Origin of the sequence: Bacillus sp. N447-1, from assembly GCF_022701035.1 — a bacterium.
GTDB classification, from domain to species: Bacteria; Bacillota; Bacilli; order Bacillales; family Bacillaceae_G; genus Bacillus_A; species Bacillus_A cereus.
The window spans coordinates 3547105-3569824 of sequence record NZ_CP065509.1 but is presented as its reverse complement, the minus strand read 5'-3'; the positions used below and the strand labels follow the sequence as shown (position 1 = coordinate 3569824).

Genomic DNA, 22720 nt, shown 5'->3' with positions numbered 1-22720 from the left:
ATTACCCCTCTTTCTTACTTTCTATATTCCGCTTCGCTTCTTTAATAGCAAGCTCTATGAAAGCCACTGGATCGTTTATCATTTTTCCATGTCCTGCCGCAAGCAAGGAAGGCTCATATTCTCTTAACTTCTCTGCACTTTGTAATGATATTTCTTTGCTCCACGTTGCCATCGCCGGAAACGGAAACCAAAATTTTATTTGTCCCGAAACGGCCATACCTCCTCTTGTTTGAAATGCATCCCCAACAATAAGAGCTTTATTTCTTACATCAAGAAACGACATGGAGCCCGGCGTATGTCCCGGTGTCATAATCGCAAGAAGCGATCCAACTCGGTCTCCATCTTCCAATAAAACATCAGGTACCGTTTTTAATTTTTTAGGTACACCGCCTTTTATCGGTATATTCGGTTCATCCTTTTGTAACGTCGTATCTCCTTCTAAGAGCTTTCCGTCCCGCTTAGAAATATAGACTGGAACATGAGGAAGTACTTCCTTTAATGCGTCTAATGCACCAATGTGATCATCATGCGCATGTGTTAATACAATTTTAGTAATTGGTTTTCCTATTTTCTCAGCCGCCTGTAAAATACCTTTTGCGCTATATGGCAAAGCCGCATCAATTAAAGTTAAACCATCTTCTTCCTCTACAAAGTAACAATTTACAGGAAACGCTCTTGGCAAAAATGACAATTGATATAACGTTTTTTCATGTATCATCCTCATAGTCCCATCTCCCTTTTCACGAAAACTAATACCATTAGTTTTATTATACTAATGGTATTAGTTTTATGTCACTAAAAATTTCTTTTTTTCAAAAAAAGAACAGTAGCCGTATAAACGACTACTGTTCTTTAAAGATATTAAACTGTGTAACGCTCATCTTCTAAAATTTTCGCAGCGATTTCACGTTTCTTCGGAATTACGTTAAGTGGTGTGTGGCGAGTTAATTTACGTAATGATGATAACATCATGCGCAGCATGTCGCCGTTTTCAACTGCGATAAGTGTTTCTTTCGCATCTGCTTCGATTTCGTTAAATGCTTCTTGGCAGAATACTTCAGTGTATAACACTTTTTGTTTATTCTTTTCAAGACCAGTTGTTTTGATTGCTTTTTCTGTACGAAGAACAGCTGATTCCATTGCGTATAGATTGCTTACGATGTCAGCGATATTTACAAGAATTTCTTGCTCTTTATCTAATGCTTTACCGTATTTTTGAGCAGCTAATCCAGCTACCATTAAGCCGATTTTCTTCGCATTAGTTACTAAATACTTTTGAAGTGCTAATGGCTCATCGCCTACTTCTTCTGGCATCATCATCATTAACTCTTCTTGTAATTTTTGTGCTTTTTGAAGAAGTGGTAATTCACCTTTCATCGCTTTACGTAAGAACGTACCTGGTACGATTAGGCGGTTAATTTCGTTCGTTCCTTCGAAAATACGGTTAATACGAGAATCGCGGTACATTCTTTCAATCTCGTATTCTGCCATAAATCCGTAACCACCGTGAATTTGAACACCTTCATCTACTGTATAGTCTAATACTTCAGAACCGAATACTTTGTTTAAAGAGCACTCGATTGCATATTCAGCGATAGAAGCTGCTACCGCTTTACCGTCTTTTACTTCTTCTTCAGATAATGTGCTCATGCGGCTTTCGAATAAACCTACTGTACGATATACAGAGCTTTCAGCTGCATATGTTTTTGCTGCCATATTCGCAAGTTTCTCTTGAATTAATGGGAAGCGAGCGATTGGTTGTTTGAACTGTTGACGTTGGTTTGCATATTGTGCTGAAATTTCTACTGCACGTTTCGCAGATCCAACTGTACCAACACCTAATTTATAACGACCGATATTTAAAATGTTGAATGCGATAATATGACCTTTACCAATTTCGCCAAGTAAGTTTTCTTTCGGTACTAACGCATCTTCTAAAATTAACGTACGAGTTGAAGAACATTTAATACCCATTTTCTTTTCTTCTGGGCTTGTAGATACGCCAGCGTAGTCTTTCTCTACGATAAATGCTGAGAAATGCTCTCCATCGATTTTTGCGTATACGATAAATACGTCAGCAAATGCAGAGTTTGTAATCCACTGTTTTTCACCATTTAATACGTAATGTGTACCTTCTGCATTTAAACGTGCAGTTGTTTTTGCGCCTAATGCGTCAGATCCTGAACCTGGCTCTGTTAATGCATATGCAGCTAATTTTTCACCAGTTGCAAGTAATGGTAAATACTTTTTCTTTTGCTCTTCGTTACCGAATAATACGATTGGTAAAGATCCGATACCTACGTGAGCACCGTGAGTAATTGCAAAGCCACCAGCGCGAGAGAATTTCTCTGCGATTAACGCTGAGCTTACTTTATCAAGACCAATTCCGCCGTACTCTTCTGGTACGTCAGCGCCTAATAAACCAAGTTCCCCAGCTTCTTTTAAAAGACGAACTGAACGATCAAACTCATGTTGCTCTAAATATTCAAGCTCTGGAAGAACTTCATTTACGATAAAGTCCTCTGTCGTTTTTGCAATCATTTTATGCTCAGATGAAAAATCTTCTGGCGTAAACACTTGATCAATCGTAATCTCATCTACTAAAAAGCTACCGCCTTTAACCGCATTTCCTACTGTTTTTTCCATGAAAATTTCCTCCTTCATATTTTCATGAGCCGCTTCTCTCTTTTTGAAAGAAGCTGGCTCTCCCTTTTTTATAAACCTTTGTTGCTTCCATTCTTTGCATTGGCAGCGTCTCGTTCTGAGCGAACCGCTTCCACTTTTTATAGTAATTCAAATACTCCCGCTGCTCCCATTCCGCCGCCGATACACATTGTTACGATACCGAATTGTTCGTTGCGGCGTTTCATTTCGTGAATAAGAGATAGTGTTAGTTTTGCCCCTGTACAGCCAAGTGGATGTCCAAGTGCGATTGCACCACCGTTTACGTTTACTTTTTCTTCATCTAAACCAAGTTCACGAATAACTTGAATTGATTGAGAAGCGAATGCTTCATTTAGTTCAAATAAGCCAATATCAGATAGCTCTAAGCCAGCTAGTTTTAGCGCTTTTGGAATTGCAGCGATTGGGCCGATTCCCATTACTTCTGGTGGTACGCCAGCTACTGCAAATGAACGGAATTTCGCAAGTGGCTTCATGCCATCGCTCACTGCTTTTTCGCGATCCATTAATAGTACAGATGCTGCACCGTCACTCATTTGTGAAGAGTTACCAGCTGTTACAGAACCGCGAACGTTAAATGCTGGACGTAATTTCCCTAAAATGTCTAGCGTCGTCTCTGCTCTTACACCTTCGTCTTGTGCGAAAGTGATTGTTTCTTCTTGCAGTTTATTGTTTAATCCAACCGAGCGTAACGTCACATCTACAGGTACTGTTTCATCAGCAAAGTTTCCTGCAGCTAATGCTTTCGCAGCACGTTGATGACTTCTTACTGCAAATGCATCTTGCTCTTCACGAGAAATTCCATATTTCACAGCAACTTGCTCTGCTGTATGTCCCATACCCATATAATATTCCGGAGCCGCTTCTACAAGGCGACTATTCGGACGAACAACGTGTCCCATCATTGGAACTAAACTCATTGATTCCGCTCCGCCTGATAATACAGCTTCAGAGTGACCAAGCATAATGCGCTCTGCTCCGTAAGCGATACTTTGTAAACCAGAAGAACAGTAACGGTTAATTGTAATAGCTGGAACATCGTAAGAAAGTCCTGCTAGTCCGCCGATATTACGAGCCATATTTAAACCTTGTTCTGCTTCTGGCATCGCACAACCGAAAATTAAATCATCGATTGGTCCTTCATAATTTGCACGCTTTAACGTTTCCTTTACTACTAACGCCCCTAGATCGTCAGGACGAACTGTTTTTAATGAACCCCTCTTTGCTTTTCCAATTGGTGTTCTTGCTCCCGCAACAATGACAGCTTCTCTCATGAACGATATCTCCCCTCGTTATTAGTTACGTAATGGCTTTCCTTTTACAAGCATGTGCTGCATTCTTGCTTGTGATTTCATCTCACTTACTAAGCTAATAAATGCTTCACGTTCTACATCTAATAAATATTGCTCATCAACTTCTGTTCCGTACGGTACTTTTCCGCCCGCAATGACATATGCAAGTTTCTTCGCAATGTGAAGGTCATACTCTGAAATGTAACCAGATAAATGCATTGCTTCTGCACCAAGTGCAAGAGTTGCATATCCTGTTTCCCCAACAACTGGTATCTTTTTGCGGATTGGCGCTTTGTAACCAGCTTCATATAAAGCAAGTGCTTTCTGTTTCGCATCGTATAGTAAGTGATCACCATTCACACTAATACCATCTTTATCACCTAAGAAGTTATGAGAAACTGCTTCTTGTCCTGAAGTTGAAACTTTCGCCATTGCGACTGTTTCGAACACTTTATTTGCAACTTTTTGCAGATCAAACTCTACACCGTTTGCCATTTTGTTTAAGTGTTTAATGTATAGCTCTTTATTACCGCCTCCGCCAGGGATTAAGCCAACACCAACTTCTACTAAGCCCATATACGTTTCACTAGAAGCTTGAATGCTCGCTGCTGGTAAGCAAACTTCTGTACCTCCGCCAAGCGTCATACCATATGGTGCTGCTACAACTGGCTTAGAAGAGTACTTAATTTTTGTCATTGCATCTTGGAAGTTTTTCACAACTAACTCAATTTCAAAGTAGTTGTCGTCTTGTGCTTCCATTAAGATCATTGCTAGGTTCGCACCAACGCAGAAGTTCTTCGATTGGTTACCGATAACAAGACCTTTATAATTCTTTTCTACTTCATCAACAGCGTAGTTAATCATTTGCGTAATATCCATACCGATTGCATTGCTCTTCGAATGGAACTCTAAGCAAAGGATGCCGTCGCCTAAATCAATTAAGCTCGCTCCGCTATTTTTCTTTAATACACCATTTTTCGCTTTTAATTGCTTAAGAGAAATTGCTTTTTTATTACGCTCGATTAGCTTATATTCGCCATTATCGTAATAGTAGCTATCGCCGTTATCATGTTTATAGAAAGTAGTGAAACCTTTCTCTAACATTTCTTTCACCCAAGTAGGAACAACTACGCCGTTTTCTTCCATCTTTTGAACAGATTTTTCAACGCCGATTGCATCCCACACTTCAAATGGCCCTTGCTCCCATCCAAAGCCCCACTTCATCGCTTGGTCAATTGCAACGATATCGTCAGCAATTTCTTTATGAAGTTTTGCAGAGTATAAAAGAGTTGGTGTAATGATGTTCCATAATAACTCTCCTGCACGGTCTTTTGCGTATACAAGCGCTTTCAATTTATTCGCTAATCCTTTTTCTTGTTTACTTAACTCTACGGATGCAGCTTTTAATTTTTTACGCGCTTCGTATTCCATCGTTTCAGGATTTAATTCTAAAATTTCTTTTCCTTGTTTTAAGAAGAAGCCTTGACCCGTTTTACTTCCAAGCCATTTTTTCTCCAGCATGTCATGCATGAAAGCTGGTACTTTAAATACATCACGCTCTTCTTCTTGCACATTTTCATATACGTTATTTGCAACGTGTACGAATGTATCTAAACCGACAACATCTAATGTGCGGAACGTTGCGCTCTTCGGACGACCAATAAGTGGGCCTGTTACAGAATCAACTTCCCCAATGCTATAGCCGCGTTTTACCATCTCTTGAAGAGTAACAAGTAAACCGTACGTACCGATGCGGTTTCCAATAAAGTTTGGTGTATCTTTTGCGATAACAACGCCTTTTCCAAGAACGTCTTCGCCAAATAGTTTCATGAAGCTTAATACTTGTGGATCTGTTTCTTTCGTCGGTATTACCTCTAGAAGTTTTAAATATCGTGGTGGGTTAAAAAAGTGTGTGCCTAAGAAGTGTTTCTGGAAGTCGTCTGAACGACCTTCTGCCATTTTTTCAACTGAAATACCTGACGTATTCGAGCTTACGATAGAACCCGGTTTACGAACCGCATCTACTTTTTCAAATAGTTTCTTTTTAATATCTAAGTTTTCAACTACTACTTCAATAATCCAATCTACATCAGCTAGACGCTCAAGGTCATCTTCTAAATTACCTGCTTCAATCAGTGCTAAATTTCCTTTCACTGTCAGAGGAGCTGGTTTTTGCTTTAATAGTTTTTGCACAGCCGTATTACTAAAACGATTTCTCACACTTTTATGTTCTAATGTAAGTCCCTTCGCTTCTTCTTCTTTCGTAAGCGCAGGTGGTACAATATCAAGCAATAATGTCGGAATACCAATATTAGCTAAGTGTGCCGCAATTCCCGAACCCATTACGCCTGAACCTAGAACAGCAGCCTTTTTAATTTGGAACATCCAATTCTCCCCCTATTCTTGAATGAATGCTCATTCAATTTTTCGACATAAGTCGCAATCAATGAGTGAGCCTCTACTAATAAATATATGATACTGTTTAAATTTTCGCAATATATTTATTGATAAAATTTTCTGAAATAAATATTTTTCTTTCATTTGGCTATGCTATACATGTGTATTTTCTTTGTTTAAATGCACTTTTCCTTTTTATAATCTGACGAAACTGGAGGAATATATATGGCAAAACTTAAGAAGAACCCTTCAAAGGCTGGAATTAGTGCAGCTAGTGTAACTGGAAACGCAGGTCCACATAATCACGGTGTTGAAAAAGGACGCCAAGGTAATAACCAACAATATAAAAAGCATAATATGGGCGAAAAATAACGCTATATTTTTGGGCAGAGAACGTGGCATAATGATTAATGGCTGCTTTTTCTGCCCAATTTATTTGTAACAAATGAGGGAATTATAATGAAACGAACAATAGTTATGATTGTAATGATTGCCACACTATTTACAGGGATGATTTTCTTCTCTTATGCACAAAGGCAACAAGCTGTAAGAGCTGATCAACCTAATATTACTGGGCAATATGGAGTTACAATCGATGCAGACACAGGTGAAGTTTTGTATGGAAAACGCGAAGACGAACGCTCTTATCCGGCTAGTATAGCCAAAATGATGACAACCCTTCTTTTACTAGAGAATGTAAAAGAAGATGAAGAAATTACAGTTACAGAAAACGCAATTAAAACAGAAAGTCAAAGTAAGAAAATTAAACTTCGTGCTGGGGAAAAGTTAAAACGTGATGAGGCATTAAAACTGATGCTTATCATTAGTGCAGATCCAATAGCTGAATCCATCGCAGAACATATTGCAGGATCAAAAAATGAATTTGTGAAAATGATGAATGCTAGAGCGAAGGAACTCGGTACAAAGCATGCGACTTTCAAGAACGCAAGTGGTGCTGATGCACTTGGAAATAAAGTATCGCCATATGACATTGCTATTATTACGAAAGAAGCATTAAAGTATCCAGTTGTTTTAGAATATATGAATTCAACACGTACAACTCTACATACTTCAGAACGCTCTCCAAACATCGCAAACTACGGACGAGAAGAACTATATGACGATCCATATGCGATTGGAAGTAAAAGCGGTCTATCAGCACTTGGCAAATATACAGTCGTAACAGTGGATGAAAAAGACGGTAAACGCGTCATTAACGTCGTATTATCTTCTACTCGCGCGCAACTATATCCTGATACGAAGAAAATGGCACATTATGCATTTCAGCAATTAAAATAACCAAGGAGTATTTTCTCCTTGGTTATTTTTTAACCATACCTTTTAATACGAACGCAACGTTTGCTGGACGCTCTGCTAGACGGCGCATGAAATATCCATACCAATCGTTTCCATAAGGTACGTAAACACGCATTTTGTAACCTTCTTTTACTAGCTCAAGTTGACGCTCATTACGAATACCATATAACATTTGGAATTCAAATTGATCCCTTGGAATATTATGTTCTTCAGCAAGTTTTTTTGTATATTCAATAATCGCTTCGTCATGTGAAGCAATTGCAGTATAATTTCCATTTAATAAGTGCATTTTAATAATCTTTTTATAATTGTCATCTACATCTTTCTTGTCCGGGAACGCCACTTCTTCAGGTTCTTTATAAGCTCCTTTTACAAGACGTAAATTAGGTTTATAAGCATTTAAATCCTCAATATCTTTTTCTGTACGATATAGGTAAGCTTGAATAACAGTACCAATATTATCGTACTCAGATTTTAACTGTTTAAAGATATCAATTGTTTTACCACAGCGTGTATAGTCTTCCATATCAATTGTAACGAACACACCATTTTCTTTTGCAGCTTCTAAAATACGGCGCATATTGTTCATTACGATTTCATCAGAGATATCTAATCCCATAGAAGTCATCTTTAAAGAAAGCTGCGAATCAAGACCTTCTCTTCCAATTGCACGGATCGCTTCAATCGATTGGTTAGCCATTTCATTTGCTTCCGCTTCATTATCAACGAATTCACCTAAATAATCGATTGTTACACAAAGACCTTGCTTATTTAATTGTTGAATGGCAGCTGTCGCTAATTCAATCGTCTCCCCTGCGACGAAGCGACCTGCACCAAAGCGTAAACCGTACTTTTTAGCCAGTTTTGTTAGCGCTTTATTTTTAGATAAGAAAAGAAACGAATTTCGCATTAATTGTTCCATGTAATTCACCCCTATGACTGTAATTTATCTGTTTTTTACCCCTCTTCAAAATTATATCATTGTTTAAAATTATTGGATACAAATAATTATTTAGATAATTTATAAAATACTATAAAAACATTTAAAAACCTATATTTCTGCTTATAAATATACCTAAAATATTTTTCGACATTTAGAAAAATGGAGTTTAATAGGTATAAAATAGGCATGTCGAAAATATTCGACATGCCTATAAAATCCTTTATATTCCATGTAAATTATATAAGGATATTAATACAGAAAACTTGCGATTATATTTACCTCAAGTTTTTTTATTGCTCATTTCGCTTCTCTTCATTCAGCCTTTTAATATCTGTAATTAACTGTACCATCTCTTCTTTCGCATCTGGATAAGTTTCATTCCAATGCTTTACTAAAGCTGGCATCGTCTTAGCTATGTAAGAATACAGTGCCCACTTCTGTACCTGTTCTTTTCTCTCTTCATTGCTCTCTCCAAGTAACAGCTCAGTATATTTCTCCAGTAAACCATCAAACTGCTCGTTAAACTTTTCACTCATTTTATTTACCTCCTATATGAAAAAAGCAGCGAAAATCGCTGCTTTTTCTTATAATTTTGATCGAACAGAGTTTAATTTTTTCTCCATTGTGCTTACTTTATCACGACGATCATCAATACGAATAGTTGTTGCAACACGCTGTGCACCTTTCGTATATGGAACTTCATGCATTTGTTGTATTACTTCTAGAATGACAGGAAGATCTCCTTCAATAATTGTATTCATCGGTGTTAATTGATACTTCACGCGATCCGCATTTTTCTCTAGCACCTTTTGTACTTCTGCTACATATTCACTAACACTTGGATTACCTGTTCCTACTGGAATAATCGATACATCAACAATTGCCATAGTAGTCTTCCTCCTATAATCGTTTCTTATATATCCATTGTCTATTTTACCGAAATCCTCATCATTTTACTAATATGTTACTCTTCCACTTTAAACTGCTCGACTAATCTTTCTAAATCTCTCATATGTTCTGTCAAACTTTCCATCGTGTGAGCTACCTTTTCTAAATGATTCACCTGTGATTCCGTTGCAGCATGTACCTCTTCAGAAACAGCTGCACTTTCTTGACTCGTACCAGCAATTGTATGCATTACCGCTGTAATTTCCCCTTGCTCATAACCTATGTTATGTACCTCTTCTACAATTTTTTCAACTGAAGTACTAATCGTATTTACAACTGACATAATTGTACGGAACTCCATTTCCGCCTCTGACGTCACTTTATTTTGCACATCTGCAATGTCTTTCAATTTACTTACAACTTCTACAACCCTTTTTACTTCTAATTGTACATCACCAATCATCATTGTGATTTCTCCGGTTGCCTCTTTTGATTGTTCCGCTAATTTCCGAACCTCTTCAGCAACAACCGCAAATCCCTTACCTTGCTCACCTGCACGGGCAGCTTCAATCGATGCATTTAAAGCAAGTAAATTTGTTTGATCCGAAATGCCTTTTATAAGCTCAACAACATTTTGAATCGATCCAACTCTTTGTTCTAACTTATCCGATGCTTCTTCTGTATGAACAACAATCGAAGATGATTGTCCCCTCGTACGGATTAAATTCCTCATTGTATTTAATCCTTGCTTAGATGCCTCTTCCGCTTTGCCAGCCACTCCTTTTATTTCACCAACGGAGCTATTCATTTGTTCTACTGACTCCGCCATATTCTCGAGCTGAGCTGAAACTTCATCCACACTATTCGCAAGAGTAGAAGCTCCTCCGCTCACATCATCCATCGCTCCTGAAACTTCTCTACTAGCCGCTACTGTTTCGTTCGTTAAATAATGTAAACTATTCGTTGATTGTTGCACCGTTGATACGCTGTTTTTAATTTTACTTACCATTTCATTCATTTGTTTAACCATATCATTAAAGTGCTTCGTCAACTCTCCAACTTCATCTTTACTTGTCACTTTCATTCGCAGCGTTAAATCGCCTTCTGCTACTTTTTGCACGTGATTCTTTAATAGTTGCAGTGGTCTTGCTAATCTTCTTGAGAACAAGTAGGAAGCTACGATTCCAACTAATAAACTAATACATGCCATTATAATAACTGTATTTCTCGTACTATTTAATAGCCCATCGATCGTTTCTTTCGGATAAAAGATTCCTATCGTCCATTTCATCGTATCAAATGATTGACTGTAAACAACTACATCTTCACCTTTTATTGTAGTGACCGCATATTTTGTTCCCTCTTTATTTAAGCTCTTTATAAGTGGTTCTTTAGAAACATCTTTTCCTATCTTTTCTGGATAAACAAGAGCCATATTTTTATCATTTATAATAAACATTTCTCCGTCATTATTGTATTGAATATTGTGAAGCAACTTCTGAATCGTCCCAAGCGATACATCCATCGCAACAACGCCTAATACAGACCCATCTTGAGCTGTAATTGCTTTAGAAACACCTACACTTAACTTGCCTGTTGCAATTTCATAAGAAGGTTGTCCCCAATGGACCTTTTTTACATCAGCCTCTGAATCTTTATACCATGGTCTTGTCGTTGGATCGTATCCTTCTGGCACTTGCCCACCTTCAGCAAGATTGGCACTTAATGTTTTTTTATCTTTCGTACCAATATATAAATCTAAAATACCAGGATGATTCTTTTTATACTCCGCAAACTCTTTCGTTAAAAACGCTTCCTCTTCCGGAGTAACCCCACCTTGAAGCATATTACGAATCATCTCACTGTTCGCGTAATACCCCATATCTTCATCCGTTCTTTGAACAAATGTCGTAAGTTGCTCTGTCACAAGATCCATCGCATTTTGAGAATACTCGTCTAAGGAGCGCACTTCCTTTTCTTTCTGTAATTGATACACAGCTGTACCCAATATTACGAACATCATAGAAATAAGTACTGAAAACACTACCGCAATTTTTAAACGTAAACTTCTTAACATTTTCCCCCAAGCATCCCCTTCGTATTAAATTAAAATCTTATTAATCATTATATTAAGTATAATAGATAAAATTAAAAAATTGAAATTAATTCTCACCTTAATACAATTAGAAAACGGACTACCACTTGTGCAAAAACAAATAGTTCATTATCCTTAAAATATAATCTCATTCGTTCGGAGGGAACTATGTTACAAAAATTCGGTTTCTCACAATATGAAAGCCAAGCTTATGAAGTTGTCGTATCAAGCAATGAACCATTAGATGCTACAACAATTGTGAAGCATTCAGGTGTTCCAAAAGCAAAAATATATGAAGTACTAGCACGCCTAATCGATAAAGGAATGGTAATGGATTCTGTTTCAGAAAAGAAAAAATTGTATACAGCATTACCACTAAAACTAGCAATTGAAAAATTAACGACAGAATTCCAATCAAATATTAAAGAACTGGAAACAAATATATCAAAAAAATCATTTACAGATGACCGTGTGTGGAGCTTAAAAATGCAATCTTCTATTCGAGTTCAAAGTAAAGAACTCATTGAAAGTGCACAAGAATCAATCCGTATTTCAGCTTGGAATGATACTCTTTTAGAATATCTCCCTTTACTAGAACAAAAAGCAAAACAAGGTGTTCAAATTGAATCCCTTATTGTTGGAGAAGTAGAAACAGACTTAGAAAACATGCATTTTCTAATCCCAGCTGAAGAACCTAATGCATTAGAGCGCTACTTGCTACTTATCGTTGACGATCGTGAAATTTTATTTGCTGGCGTAGAACAAGAGTCATGGCAAGCGATGAAAACAATGTCACAACCTTTCGTAAAGTTCTTTACAGAATTTTTCTATCACGACGTTGCACTTGCAAAGATCACCCAGAAGCACCACGATCTCTTTATGGAAGATGATGAAATTAAGAGTTTGTTGATGAAGTTGAGATACTAATTAAATAATAAAAAGGAGTCTAATTTTTCACTTAGACTCCTTTTTATTTTGTTCCTTTATCTCCATCAACAGCTCAATGATTTTCTCATTTTGCTCCACTTGTTTCTCTGAATTTTGATAGATGCAACGAATCCAGCCTAATACAAAAACAGCTACAACTATCGGTAATAGTGTAAGTATTATACCGAATATCGAGAAATTAAACACCATTTTCCCATCACCTCGCTATATACCAATTCTCCATATTCTTACTAAAACCTGCAATTTTTTACAAATAAAAAAAGAACCTATCAAACGATAGATTCTTCTTTTACGAACTGAGTAGAGCGTCCTCTCGTAATCGAGAAAATCGCGCAAAGCAGTGCTAATATAATAAAGCCACCGCCTACCCAAGCATTATATATAACAGATGATTTTTCAATAACAACTCCGCCTACTGTTGAACCAAGTGCAATTCCTAAATGAAGCGCAGAGTTATTTAAACCTTGCTGAATACCAGCTGATTCCGGTGCAATTTCAATTAAATAATTTTGCTGTGCTGGTGAAATCGCCCAGCTCAGCATACTCCAAAGTCCCATCATAATGATGAAGAGCGGGAATGAGAATGTCATTAATGGCAGTATGAAGATTGCACACGCAAATACGATAATGATAGAAATAATACTTTTCTTCGATCCCCATTTATCAGCAAGCCAGCCACCGAATCCGCCGCCGATTACTGCTGCGATTCCGAAAATAAAGTAAAACACACTTATCCAGTTTGCTTCAACATTCATAACATCTTTTAAAAATGGTGTTAAATATGCATACAATGTTAAATGCCCCGTTAAAAACAAAAATGATGTTAACTGTGCACTTACAATTTTTTTATCTTTTAAAGTAGCAAGTTGTTCTTTTATTGATAATACCGATGTCGGTGGTACCTTCGTTAAGAACAATGAAATACAAGCTATTGCCATAACTGTTAACACAGAAATTAATACAAATGGTGCACGCCATCCGTATGCATTTCCGAGTACAAGACCGAGCGGTACTCCAAGTACAAGTGATCCACTAATTCCCATAAAAATGATTCCAATTGCACGCGCACGAAAATGCGGTTCTACTACACTAGACGCAAGTGTTACAGATAGTGCAATAATTAATGAACCACTCGCCGCACAAATAACCCTTGAGAACATTAGCATTCCGTAATTCACACTAAACGCGGAAATAATATTTCCGATTAAGAAAATCGATAATGCTCCAACATACAATGTTTTTCTTTCAAACTTCCCTGTCACAGCTAATAAAACTGGACCTGACAAAGCAAATACTACCGAAAATATTGTTATAAGCTGACCAGCTGCGCTAATAGATACTCCTAAATCATTGGCAACTAAATCGAGCGTTCCTCCTATAATTAACTCAACCGTTCCGACTACGAAAGCCGCGATAGCTAAAATATAAACACGAAAATTCAAGTCTTTCCCCACGCTTTCTATTTTGGTTACTACGACTATAGTAACCAAAATAGAAAGTGGACGCAAGTATAATTTTTTATAATAAAAAACTTCCCTCTTATGATATATCTCCAACATTTAAATAAAGATCCTTATCTGAAAAATTATCACTACTTCTATCCAATTTGTAATCAAACTAAGAAATATTAATAAAAAACAACATTCATTATTAAATTTATATATATAAATTTAATTTATAATAAACTTGATTAAATTTCCTATTATTTACAAACAAATTGTACCAAATAAGATTTTTCTTTACTAGACTTGTATTAAAATTACAGAAAAATTATTATTTTCTTGTAGAGTAAATACTATACTTTACAAACACACAATAGTTTGGAATATCAAAAAACTTAGGGGGAAAAGAAATGAAAAAATTAACTGCACTAACTTTGACAGCAAGTATTTTAGCTTCAGCTGGGCTTGTGCCTACATCATCTTTCGCAGCAAGTAACGAACTTCCGTATTTAAATGAGATTAAGAAATTGCAGCCAGACGTAAGTACAGAAGAGTTAATTTCAGATATTATTGAAGTTGCAAAAAATACGGGCAATACAAAAGAAGCTTTAGCAGAACAAATTTATAAAGAATTAAAAGCAAATCATGAACAAGGAGAACGAGAAGCTACTCAACGAAATAATAAAGATACTACTAATGTTCAATATGGTGCTAGCGGCGGAAATGTAAAAGTAGGAAATTCTAATATGGGCGACTTTTATTATACTGGATCTACAACTGCTTATATGAATCACGGACATGTCGGTATGTACTATAGTAAAGACTTGATTGTTGAATCTGTACCAGACAAAGGTGTGCGCACAATTGCTACTAATAAACGCTTAGTTGATAAAGGTGATGCAGTTGTCAAATCTGTAAATACTTCTTGGCAAAATAAAAATGACGCAGCTTGGTGGGCGAAAGATCGTGTAGGAAAGGATGACTATTCTTATAATTTCGCAAACAATAGAAATACTAGCCATTATGGCGCGAAGAATTGTTCTAAATTGATATGGTCTGCTTATAAATTACATGGTGGTTTAGATTTAGATAAAGATGGTGGAGCAGGTGTATATCCTCGAGATGTTAGAGATGCGCAAAAAAACATCGTTAATTCGTAATATATAATTTTAAAACTGAAAGTGAAACAATTTATTTGTTTCACTTTTTGGTTATTTGAGGAGCAGAAGTGAAAATGAAAAATCACCGGAAAATAATTCTATTTTTTACGATTATTATAACGATTGCAGTATTAGCTTACTATTTATGTATAAAAGATAAGAATGCAAACTTAATATCAGATAAAGAAATACAAAATAAAAATTTTTTAGATGATAAAAAGGCTGTGCTTTACTTCTCATCCACTGCCGATCAAGATTTAAATGGTAAAGGCATTAGTTATGCCATATTTATAAATAAACAAGGCGTTGCTAGCGGATATAAAATGGGTGGTCTAGAGCTCGGCGGTATTGGTGTATCTGACGATAAAAAACAAGTTCTATTAGAGAGTAAAAATACTATAACATTTCTAGGAGAAAATCCTACTACTCATAAAATAAAATACCAACATACCGGTGATTTTAATGGATATTTAGCAAACCAAAAGATATTTGTTACTATTTACAATTCAGGAATGGACAAAGAGAACGGGAACTATAATTCAAATGTTTTATTCGGAAATGAAAAAGTTATTCATAAAAGTAATATCCCTCATTTCATTATTAGCTCTGGATTAGATGGGGAAAATATTTTAGTAGCCACTCAAGAATTAGTTACTAATAAATACGAATTGAAAAATTAACGTTTAATGATGCAACAATGAATATAGAGAATATTACAGCGCTTAATATAAATGGAAAAGAGGACCATGCTAATCTTTCACCTATTTTAGTAGATTCAGAGAATTACTACATGGTTATGAGTACAATTGATAAGGATGATCCGCTAAAAGGGGAAACATTCTTGTTACGTACTAATAAAGCCACTTTAGAACAAAATACAATATTTATGTATAAAGAAGAAAACTCAACTGCAACCAGCCCATTTTCATTAGATAATTCCGCATATATATATAACAACGAATTATATTTTTAAACGGTCTTGGTGATATATATACATATAACCCTAAAAATAATACGATGAGCCATAAATTCACCATAGATTACCATGTTAAAGATGGTGTTAGATATAATGAACAAACTTATTTCGAAAACGACTCATTATATGTTCTACGTTATGATGCAAAGCGCAATAATAAATACTATATAGAAAGATACAACTTAACAAACGGAAGAAAAGTATCCGAACAAGAAATACAAGGTATAGAATCTATACTCGCCACTGTGAAAGGCGGAAAGAAAGTTTATGCTTATGACTTTAAAATGTTACTACCCAAAACAGATAATTAACTATACTTAATTACCTGTTTCTAGGTTATAGAATAGGGTAATGTAATTCCCCATAATTCTAATTTTATACTTTCAAATTTTTTCATATAAAAAACAGGCGTATGATACGCCTGTTTTCTAATTATTAAACAGCAGTTTTATTCTTCTTATTTAAATACCAATATACCGGCAGTCCCGTAAAGACAATTCCAATTGATAAGAAACAACTTAGTGGATCGTTAATAATCGCACTACCGATTACAAAGAGTGAGCCCAAAATCGCAACGATTGGGACGATTGGGAATAACGGTACACTGTATGCACGCTCTTTATTTTTATTACGTTTTCTTAAAATGAAGACACCGATAAACGTCATTACGTAGAAAATATAAATAATGAATACGGAAATCTCAGATAGCTTATTTGGATCACTAATAATCATTAAAATAATTCCTAAAATGATTTCAACAGTAATCGCATTTGCTGGTGTTTTAAATCTTGGACTTTCCTTTGCAATAAACTTAGCAAATGGAAGTTGTCCACGTTCTGCCATCGACATCGGGATACGTGGGAATGTTAAAATCTTTCCATTTAAACAACCGAAAATAGAAACGATAATACCGATACTAATAATTTTCCCGCCATATTCTCCAAGTAGCATTCCTGCAGCTGTCGCTGTTGCATTTTCTCCAAGTTCTACAATTTGCGTTGCTGGTAATACATTCAATAACGCCAAATTAATTAATACGTAAGCAGCTGTTACAATTAAAATCCCAACTGTCATTGCTTTCGGTAATAGCTTTGTTGGATTCTTCATTTCTCCACCAATTGACGCAAGTAGAATCCAGCCGTCATAAGCAAATAATGTTGCTAAGATCGCCATCCCGATACTTTGATTTTCTGATATCGGCACAACTACGTTAAAGATATCGCTATTCCCTTTCCAAAAACCTAACACAACAATTAATACGATTGGAATCATCTTCCCGATTGTCGTGATCGTTTGGACGATACCTCCGTATTTTGTTCCCATACTATTTACAACGCCAAGGAACACAACTGTTCCAATTGCGATTGGTAAATTCCATACTTTATCTAAATAGAAAAAATTAATCATTAAAGAACTAAAGTATAACCCTAACGTTCCAATAATAGCTGGCCCATACACAATTGTTTGCATCCAGCCTGATAAATACCCCCAAAAACTTCCATAAATATCCTCTAAATACGTATACAACCCACCATTTTTCGGGATTTGCGCTCCAATTTCGGCTACTGTTAAACCACTTGCTAACGTTAACAGACCACCAATTATCCAAGCAAGAATCGCCATATTAGAACTCCCCGAGTAATCTAATACGCTGCCTGGTTTCATAAACACACCAGACCCAATAATCGTTCCTACTACGATAGAAAGTGCTACCGTTAAACCAATTTTGTTCTTCTCATCATGATGCATGCTGCGTATCCTGGTTTAAAATTCTTATAAAAATCTATAAATTGTTGGCGAACCAAGTCAAATGCCAACTACCGAAAAGGAATCTCACCTTTTTCCTGTCCGTAAGGGTTGTGACCTTTTCATCCACCTATTGTGAAAGAATGACGGCAGGTTCCTGTTAGGAACGATCTGTCCTTGCATACTACCATTCATCCAAGTCAGTAGTATGCAAGAGGTTATAAGAAATAAACCAGTACCCCCCTTCTCATTTAAATTTTAAATACGAATTGTTGATTGCTCATATAAACAGTTTTATGAAGAATGCTCCACAATTTCCAATTGTGATATTCTTTCCACGTTTGAATTGTTTGTAACCATTTTTTATATACTTTTTGCGTATTCTTTTTACTTTCTTCCATGGAAGCAACAAGAATACGCAGTTTTGTTGTAATTTGGTTTTTTAATAATAATATAATCTCTTGTGGTACTTGTTCTTGCAATTCTAATCCACGTCTTGCGATCGCGAATGCGGCTGCTTCATGAACGCTAATACCGAAATTTTTACTGTATTTTAATTTTCCAATCACACTTGTATAAGCGGGGTTTACTGTTTTAACAGAAAATCCGTTACGAAGAGACATACGAATTAAACTGTTCAACATCTTTTTATACGTAAATTGATGGAAATTACGATTACTGTATTTATCAGTATCATGAGATTGTTGAAACTTTAAATCTTCTAAAACAATTCCACCTACATTGTTTTCCAATAACCATGTTTTAATTTGTTGTACGATTTGTCCAATTATCGTTGCGCGTTTGTTTGTTGAAAACGCATTCAGATTGTGTAGATAAAAAATTTTTGAACCTTTAAAATTACCTTGTTTTGTACATAAACTAACTGCAATACGGTCCGGATTTACATCAATTCCTGCAATTACATCTGATTGTGGTGTTTCCTTGAAATCTAGTACACGACCTATTTCTGTTTCATCAAACGTAATATTCACATAAAATTCATTTTGTTTACGAATGATTTCTACACTATATTTTTGATGCTCTATAATCGGTTTTCCTTTTGGATTTACACCGATTTGCTTTCCCATAACGACATTTGTGATTTGATGATAAAAATGATATGGAATGATAATCGGAACTTTGATTCGTGGGCTTTTTGTTTTTCCATTTGTTCGTCCTAATGGATTTGCAATTTCTAACCATCCTTGCCCACAATCATCAACTGTAATGCGCATGTTCAAATTCCCTTTTTTGCTTTTATCTCCGCGAGAATATAATTGTCGTGTCCGCAAATCTTTCCATTCTTGATTGGATATCTTATCTTTCATTCTTTCATAGAAATTTTTCCGCCCACCAAAAATAATAGGAGGTAATGTTTTATTTTTAATATGTTTTGCATACGTTTCAATTTTTTGTTCTAATTTTTGTTTTCGTTTTCTTAATCCAATTAGACAAGTTTCTAATGCAACTTGTTTAGGTCTTTTTTTGCCGCGTTCATAATCATCTATTTTTTGTAACGTCTTTTCTAACTTTTTTTGATTGTTTTCTAGGTAAACAGGAAGAAGTTCTTTTTGAGAGAAAAGGATCGTTTGCGCTTGTAAAATTGCATCTTCACAAAAACGTTTATTTAACAAATATTTAGGTTGTAGTTTTTTTATCAATTCTTTCTCGTTTTCGCCCTCAATCAAACGATTAAAACTATATCGTTTTGCACTTTCGAACGTACGGATCAAAGTAATTAAATCTTCCGTTTGTTCTTTTGTAATAGAATTGATTTTACAAGTACGTGTTGTTTTCATCCTTTTCCCCCCTTTTCATCACCTGAAAATATTATAGGTTGAATTCTGTAAAATATAAAACCTGTAATTGTAAATTTTTATAGTTTTTTATAGATTCTTATTTACTGTTATTACCTCCTTCCAATTCTAGTGTGATGCAAAAATGAAATAAAAAAACACTCCTCCCTAAAAAAGGGACGAGTGTTGTATTCGTGGTTCCACCCTTGTTTCAATTCGTAAAGTAACACACTTCACCAATTTCTCAAGTCTAAATAACGGTTTTTGCCGGCAAGCAATTACTAGATGCTCGTTCACTGCTGCAGTTCAGAGGTGGTAATCCATTTTTCCGTATTAGGAAGCTCACAGCCAAAGGCTTCCCTCTCTGAAAATCGTAAAAAATTGATCGTGTCCTCATCATCACTTCTTGATGTCGAATTTTGTAGTTATTGTTCATTATATTGAATTGTTAGAAAAAATCAATATATTTTTTATATAACATAGGAAATATTTCTCTTCTTATATTATAACAGAAGATACAAAACTTCCCTATTTCCCTAAAAATGGTATAATCCGTTTAGGAGGTGCACCAATAATGATTGCTGTCTTTTGTATCATTGCTACGTTTCTCTCTATTCTATTCGCTATCATGCATCGCCACAAGTATCCTGGTTATAGCATTTTAGCGGTAGCTATTATACCAGCTGTTTCCTTCTACGTATTGGGTAAATATCAATATACGGAAGTGTTTATCGGTTTTGCAATCTTCTACTGCATCTTCGGATACATACTAACAATGAAAAGAATTTTATTGAATCATTAAAAGGGACCGATTTCTGCTGACAGAAATCGGTCCTCGCACGTACCTTCCGGTTGCCCACACGAAAGATACATAAATCAATTATTTATCTTCTTTTTTCATAAAAAACTTATGGTGCGGTAAATCAACATTCAATGCCTCTAATTGTTTCTTTTCGTTGTCTAAAATCGCTTTTGCTTTTGTTTTTGTTGCTTCATCTAATCCAGCAAAGATGTCTTCATGCTTCTCTTTCTCTGGAAGTTTCACACCTAATTTTGTTAATTCTTCTTTTGCTTGCTCATGCGTTAATTTTCCGGATTTCTTTTGCTCTAAAATTGACTTCGCTTTCTCTTTTGTCTGTTCATCTAAGTTAGCAAACATGTCTCCATGTTTACCTTTCTCCGGCATTTTCACGCCTAGCTTTGTTAATTCCTCTTTTGCTTGCTCATGCGTTAATTTTCCAGATTTCTCTTGCTCTAAAATGGACTTCGCTTTTTCTTTCGCCTGTTCATCTAATCCCGCAAACATTTCTTTGTGCTTACCCTTTTCTGGGAACTTCACGCCTAATTTTGTTAATTCTTCTTTTGCCTGTTCTCGTGTTAATTTACCAGACTTCTCTTGCTCTAAAATGGACTTCGCTTTTTCTTTCGCCTGTTCATCTAATCCTGCAAACATGTCTTTACGCTTCTCTTTCTCTGGAAGCTTTACACCTAGTTCCTCTAACTGTTTCTTTGTATCGTCCATAATTGTTTTTACTTTTTGTTTTGTAGCGTCATCCAAATCCTTTTTCGCCGTTTTTGCAGGCTGATCCACTGCTGGAGTATTCGTTGCCGCGAATGCCGGAATGCCGACTCCTCCAATGATTCCGAATGATAAAGCACCTGCAATCGCTAAATAACCAACTGTTTTCTTCTTCATAGGAAATTTCCTCCTTCATATTTCTAATGCATGTACACTTTCGTATACAATGCCTATAGTAATGTCGGTTTCTTAACATTTCCTTAACGATTTAACAAAAAAACACCGCTCGTAATGAGCGGTGTTTCTCTATGCTTTTTGTAATTGTAACTCTTCACGTTCCATTATTTTTCTTAATACAATTGTTTGTGTCATTGTAAATAAGTTACCTGTTATCCAGTACAACACAAGTCCTGATGGCGCCGCAAACCCCATAAATAGAATCATTGCCGGCATCATAATTTGCTGCATCTTTAGCATCTGTACTTGTTCTCCAGGTGTAATATTCGATTGGAAAACTTTCATCTGAATAAATGTCGTTAACGCTGCAATAATCGGTAATATATGATATGGATCTGCATGTCCTAGGTTCACCCATAAAAACGAAGATGTGCGAATCTCTTCAGTTCTGCTAATCGCATAATACAAAGCAGAGAAAATCGGCATTTGTATTAATAATGGCCAGCAACCAGCAAGTGGATTCCAACCGCCTGATTTCATTAGTTCTGACATTTCTTTTTGATACTGCTTTTGTTTTTCAAGGTCTTTGCTTACATCACCGTACTTTTTCTTTAGCTTCTGCAATTCAGGTTGCATTTTCTTCATTTTCGCTTGGCTGCGATATTGCGAAACAGCTAATGGAATCATTGCTGAACGAATAACGAGCGTCATAATAATGATAGCAATCCCAAAGCTAGCTCCAGGTATATGATGAGCAACAAATTGAATCATAAACGAGATTGGATATACAAAATAATGATCCCAAATTCCCGTACTATGTGCATCAATTGGGGCTGCATTACTGCAACCAGATAAAACAAAAACAAATAATAATGATAAACTAACGAGCACAGCTCGGTATGATTTTAACATGTTCATTCCTCCAATGTTTCGTAATTATTTAGCGAAACATTGGCGTATACGGACCGACCTCGTCATTCTCTTCACTTGATTCTTGTCTACGTACAGAACGAATCATTCCATATTTATAAAAAATAGAAAATAGCGGTACATTTCCCGCACTATCTTCACATGTATCAACTAACGCAAAAGCTCTTTGTCTACCGCTTGATGCTTGTTGACGCACAAAGCGAGAAACATTAGCAAGGAAGAAAACTTCTAATAAACAAAGTGCCGTCGTTACAAACGATATATATAGAATTGCATCCTGCAATAAAAATTCCATCGCTTCACATCCTTAATAAGGTCATTTTAGCACATCGGGCAAATATTCTCTATTTCCTTTTATTTTCAAAAAAAGTATTTTGCATATTTTCTCAAGAAAACAATAATTAAGAAACGT

The 22720-nt window shown here is 35.9% G+C and carries 19 protein-coding genes, 2 pseudogenes and 1 other annotated feature; of the genes and pseudogenes, 6 read left to right on the top strand and 15 right to left on the bottom strand.

Going from position 1 to position 22720, the window contains the following annotated elements; all coding sequences use genetic code 11:
• Window position 1 precedes the first annotated feature (1 nt).
• The 4 genes from IQ781_RS17955 to IQ781_RS17940 all read right to left on the bottom strand — a co-directional run bounded on the left by IQ781_RS17955 (window position 2) and on the right by IQ781_RS17940 (window position 6359).
• Entirely contained in the window at window positions 2-724 is a 723-nt protein-coding gene (locus IQ781_RS17955) for an MBL fold metallo-hydrolase (RefSeq protein WP_050293029.1), read from the bottom strand.
• Window positions 725-861: 137 nt separating this feature from the next.
• Complete coding sequence (locus IQ781_RS17950; protein ID WP_000416282.1) at window positions 862-2646, bottom strand: acyl-CoA dehydrogenase family protein; 1785 nt, start codon at window positions 2644-2646, stop codon at window positions 862-864.
• 137 nt (window positions 2647-2783) lie between these two features.
• Window positions 2784-3956: an acetyl-CoA C-acetyltransferase gene (locus IQ781_RS17945; protein ID WP_050292958.1), complete on the bottom strand. Its 1173-nt coding sequence runs from the start codon at window positions 3954-3956 to the stop codon at window positions 2784-2786.
• Between the two features lie 21 nt (window positions 3957-3977).
• Window positions 3978-6359: a 3-hydroxyacyl-CoA dehydrogenase/enoyl-CoA hydratase family protein gene (locus IQ781_RS17940; RefSeq protein ID WP_000486377.1), complete on the bottom strand. Its 2382-nt coding sequence runs from the start codon at window positions 6357-6359 to the stop codon at window positions 3978-3980.
• A gap of 237 nt (window positions 6360-6596) precedes the next feature.
• On the opposite strand from IQ781_RS17940, the gene IQ781_RS17935 reads away from it, so the two are divergent.
• Together IQ781_RS17935 and IQ781_RS17930 are read left to right on the top strand one after the other, a co-directional pair.
• On the top strand, window positions 6597-6743 hold the full coding sequence (locus IQ781_RS17935; RefSeq protein ID WP_001096344.1) for a YuzL family protein: 147 nt from the start codon (window positions 6597-6599) through the stop codon (window positions 6741-6743).
• An 87-nt stretch (window positions 6744-6830) separates the two neighbouring features.
• A complete protein-coding gene (locus IQ781_RS17930) occupies window positions 6831-7670 on the top strand; it encodes a D-alanyl-D-alanine carboxypeptidase family protein (protein WP_000831462.1) in 840 nt (279 codons plus the stop codon).
• Between the two features lie 22 nt (window positions 7671-7692).
• On the opposite strand, the gene IQ781_RS17925 is transcribed toward IQ781_RS17930, so the two are convergent.
• From IQ781_RS17925 to IQ781_RS17910, 4 genes are all read right to left on the bottom strand, one after another.
• Window positions 7693-8610, bottom strand: a complete 918-nt coding sequence (locus tag IQ781_RS17925) for a proline dehydrogenase family protein (protein ID WP_000436783.1) — start codon at window positions 8608-8610, stop codon at window positions 7693-7695.
• A 311-nt stretch (window positions 8611-8921) separates the two neighbouring features.
• On the bottom strand, window positions 8922-9167 hold the full coding sequence (locus IQ781_RS17920) for a YusU family protein (RefSeq protein WP_001290594.1): 246 nt from the start codon (window positions 9165-9167) through the stop codon (window positions 8922-8924).
• A gap of 48 nt (window positions 9168-9215) precedes the next feature.
• Window positions 9216-9518, bottom strand: a complete 303-nt coding sequence (locus IQ781_RS17915; protein WP_001018860.1) for an MTH1187 family thiamine-binding protein — start codon at window positions 9516-9518, stop codon at window positions 9216-9218.
• A gap of 77 nt (window positions 9519-9595) precedes the next feature.
• On the bottom strand, window positions 9596-11596 hold the full coding sequence (locus IQ781_RS17910; RefSeq protein ID WP_139847204.1) for a methyl-accepting chemotaxis protein: 2001 nt from the start codon (window positions 11594-11596) through the stop codon (window positions 9596-9598).
• A 186-nt stretch (window positions 11597-11782) separates the two neighbouring features.
• Between IQ781_RS17910 and IQ781_RS17905 the strand changes: the two genes are divergently transcribed.
• Window positions 11783-12541, top strand: a complete 759-nt coding sequence (locus IQ781_RS17905; protein ID WP_016125651.1) for a TrmB family transcriptional regulator — start codon at window positions 11783-11785, stop codon at window positions 12539-12541.
• A gap of 27 nt (window positions 12542-12568) precedes the next feature.
• Here the strand turns inward: IQ781_RS17905 and IQ781_RS17900 are convergent, their stop codons facing one another.
• Both IQ781_RS17900 and IQ781_RS17895 read right to left on the bottom strand, forming a co-directional pair.
• Window positions 12569-12751: a hypothetical protein gene (locus tag IQ781_RS17900; RefSeq protein ID WP_017674523.1), complete on the bottom strand. Its 183-nt coding sequence runs from the start codon at window positions 12749-12751 to the stop codon at window positions 12569-12571.
• An 80-nt stretch (window positions 12752-12831) separates the two neighbouring features.
• Window positions 12832-14016 (bottom strand): MFS transporter, encoded by a 1185-nt coding sequence (locus tag IQ781_RS17895; protein WP_119684097.1) that lies wholly within the window; start codon window positions 14014-14016, stop codon window positions 12832-12834.
• 398 nt (window positions 14017-14414) lie between these two features.
• On the opposite strand from IQ781_RS17895, the pseudogene IQ781_RS17890 reads away from it, so the two are divergent.
• Window positions 14415-15171 (top strand): annotated as a pseudogene (locus IQ781_RS17890) (YiiX/YebB-like N1pC/P60 family cysteine hydrolase).
• 67 nt (window positions 15172-15238) lie between these two features.
• Window positions 15239-16451: pseudogene (locus IQ781_RS17885) on the top strand (hypothetical protein).
• A 124-nt stretch (window positions 16452-16575) separates the two neighbouring features.
• Here IQ781_RS17885 and IQ781_RS17880 read toward each other — a convergent pair.
• Entirely contained in the window at window positions 16576-17889 is a 1314-nt protein-coding gene (locus IQ781_RS17880; protein ID WP_100650852.1) for an APC family permease, read from the bottom strand.
• Window positions 17890-18137: 248 nt separating this feature from the next.
• Entirely contained in the window at window positions 18138-19685 is a 1548-nt protein-coding gene (locus IQ781_RS17875; protein WP_000859091.1) for an IS200/IS605 family accessory protein TnpB-related protein, read from the bottom strand.
• Between the two features lie 169 nt (window positions 19686-19854).
• Window positions 19855-20091 (bottom strand) — a binding site (T-box leader).
• Between the two features lie 165 nt (window positions 20092-20256).
• On the opposite strand from IQ781_RS17875, the gene IQ781_RS17870 reads away from it, so the two are divergent.
• Window positions 20257-20484, top strand: a complete 228-nt coding sequence (locus tag IQ781_RS17870; protein ID WP_000562231.1) for a hypothetical protein — start codon at window positions 20257-20259, stop codon at window positions 20482-20484.
• Between the two features lie 78 nt (window positions 20485-20562).
• Here IQ781_RS17870 and IQ781_RS17865 read toward each other — a convergent pair whose 3' ends face one another.
• From IQ781_RS17865 to IQ781_RS17855, 3 genes are all read right to left on the bottom strand, one after another.
• Window positions 20563-21378 carry a hypothetical protein gene (locus IQ781_RS17865; RefSeq protein ID WP_000730850.1) on the bottom strand — a complete coding sequence of 272 codons (816 nt, stop codon included), beginning with the start codon at window positions 21376-21378 and terminating at the stop codon, window positions 20563-20565.
• 129 nt (window positions 21379-21507) lie between these two features.
• Entirely contained in the window at window positions 21508-22290 is a 783-nt protein-coding gene (yidC, locus tag IQ781_RS17860) for a membrane protein insertase YidC (protein ID WP_000920524.1), read from the bottom strand.
• Between the two features lie 28 nt (window positions 22291-22318).
• A complete protein-coding gene (locus tag IQ781_RS17855) occupies window positions 22319-22603 on the bottom strand; it encodes a hypothetical protein (RefSeq protein WP_000394930.1) in 285 nt (94 codons plus the stop codon).
• Between the last annotated feature and the right edge of the window lie 117 nt (window positions 22604-22720).

Bases quoted from the DNA above. Each gene is read 5' to 3' on its own strand.
- IQ781_RS17955 (WP_050293029.1), bottom strand. From the start codon at position 724: ATGAGGATGATACATGAAAAAACGTTATATCAATTGTCATTTTTGCCA.
- IQ781_RS17950 (WP_000416282.1), bottom strand. From the start codon at position 2,646: ATGGAAAAAACAGTAGGAAATGCGGTTAAAGGCGGTAGCTTTTTAGTA.
- IQ781_RS17945 (WP_050292958.1), bottom strand. From the start codon at position 3,956: ATGAGAGAAGCTGTCATTGTTGCGGGAGCAAGAACACCAATTGGAAAA.
- IQ781_RS17940 (WP_000486377.1), bottom strand. From the start codon at position 6,359: ATGTTCCAAATTAAAAAGGCTGCTGTTCTAGGTTCAGGCGTAATGGGT.
- IQ781_RS17935 (WP_001096344.1), top strand. From the start codon at position 6,597: ATGGCAAAACTTAAGAAGAACCCTTCAAAGGCTGGAATTAGTGCAGCT.
- IQ781_RS17930 (WP_000831462.1), top strand. From the start codon at position 6,831: ATGAAACGAACAATAGTTATGATTGTAATGATTGCCACACTATTTACA.
- IQ781_RS17925 (WP_000436783.1), bottom strand. From the start codon at position 8,610: ATGGAACAATTAATGCGAAATTCGTTTCTTTTCTTATCTAAAAATAAA.
- IQ781_RS17920 (WP_001290594.1), bottom strand. From the start codon at position 9,167: ATGAGTGAAAAGTTTAACGAGCAGTTTGATGGTTTACTGGAGAAATAT.
- IQ781_RS17915 (WP_001018860.1), bottom strand. From the start codon at position 9,518: ATGGCAATTGTTGATGTATCGATTATTCCAGTAGGAACAGGTAATCCA.
- IQ781_RS17910 (WP_139847204.1), bottom strand. From the start codon at position 11,596: ATGTTAAGAAGTTTACGTTTAAAAATTGCGGTAGTGTTTTCAGTACTT.
- IQ781_RS17905 (WP_016125651.1), top strand. From the start codon at position 11,783: ATGTTACAAAAATTCGGTTTCTCACAATATGAAAGCCAAGCTTATGAA.
- IQ781_RS17900 (WP_017674523.1), bottom strand. From the start codon at position 12,751: ATGGTGTTTAATTTCTCGATATTCGGTATAATACTTACACTATTACCG.
- IQ781_RS17880 (WP_100650852.1), bottom strand. From the start codon at position 17,889: ATGCATCATGATGAGAAGAACAAAATTGGTTTAACGGTAGCACTTTCT.
- IQ781_RS17875 (WP_000859091.1), bottom strand. From the start codon at position 19,685: ATGAAAACAACACGTACTTGTAAAATCAATTCTATTACAAAAGAACAA.
- IQ781_RS17870 (WP_000562231.1), top strand. From the start codon at position 20,257: ATGATTGCTGTCTTTTGTATCATTGCTACGTTTCTCTCTATTCTATTC.
- IQ781_RS17865 (WP_000730850.1), bottom strand. From the start codon at position 21,378: ATGAAGAAGAAAACAGTTGGTTATTTAGCGATTGCAGGTGCTTTATCA.
- yidC (WP_000920524.1), bottom strand. From the start codon at position 22,290: ATGTTAAAATCATACCGAGCTGTGCTCGTTAGTTTATCATTATTATTT.
- IQ781_RS17855 (WP_000394930.1), bottom strand. From the start codon at position 22,603: ATGGAATTTTTATTGCAGGATGCAATTCTATATATATCGTTTGTAACG.